Genomic DNA, 815 nt, shown 5'->3' with positions numbered 1-815 from the left:
GGTCTCCGCCCCGCCGACCGTGCTGGCGGAGCGGATCGCGACGCTGCGCCCGCTCGTCGTCGCCGGGGACCTCGCCGGGATCCACCTGGAGGGCCCGTTCCTGGCCGCCGCGCGGTGCGGCGCGCACGACCCGCGCGCGATCCTCCCGGGCGACCCCGCGCTGCTCGACGAGCTGCTCACCAAGGCGGACGGGGCCGTCGCGTCGGTGACCTACGCGCCGGAGACCGCGCACGCGGCGGACCTGCTCGCGGTGCTCGCCACGCACGGGGTGCTGCCGAGCATCGGCCACACCGACGCCGACGCCCGCACCACCGCGACCGGGATCGCACGGGCGGGCGGCGCGCCGATGAGCGCCACCCACCTGTTCAACGCGATGCCCCCGATGCACCACCGGGCGCCCGGGCCGGTCGCGGCGTGCCTGGCCGCGGCCGCCCGGGGCGAGCTCGTCGTGGAGCTCGTCGCGGACGGGGTGCACCTGTCGCCCGACACCGTCGCCGCGGTGTTCGACCTGGTCGGGCCGGACCGGGTCGCGCTGGTCACCGACGCGATGGCCGCCGCCGGGATGCCCGACGGCCGTTACCACCTGGGCACGATGCAGGTCCGGGTCGACGACGGCGTCGCCCGGATCCCGGACGGGCCCATCGCGGGCGGCACCGCGTGCCTGGTCGACGTCGTGCGCGCCACGGTGCGCGACGCGGGGGTGCGGCTGCAGGACGCGGTGCTCGCCGCGACCCGCACCCCGGCCCGGCTCCTCGGGCTCGACGGCGAGGTCGGGTCGCTGGCCCCGGGCCACCGCGCCGACGTGCTCGTCACCG

The 815-nt window shown here is 78.8% G+C and carries 1 protein-coding gene; it reads left to right on the top strand.

Annotation, left to right across the window (positions count from 1 at the left end; genetic code table 11):
* On the top strand, nt 1–815 hold an 815-nt coding region (locus GTW08_RS07790; RefSeq protein ID WP_161151686.1), incomplete at both ends, for an N-acetylglucosamine-6-phosphate deacetylase.

This window comes from Pseudonocardia sp. SID8383 (assembly GCF_009864975.1).
GTDB lineage: Bacteria > Actinomycetota > Actinomycetes > Mycobacteriales > Pseudonocardiaceae > Pseudonocardia > Pseudonocardia alni.
This window is presented reverse-complemented; position numbering and strand designations above follow the sequence as displayed.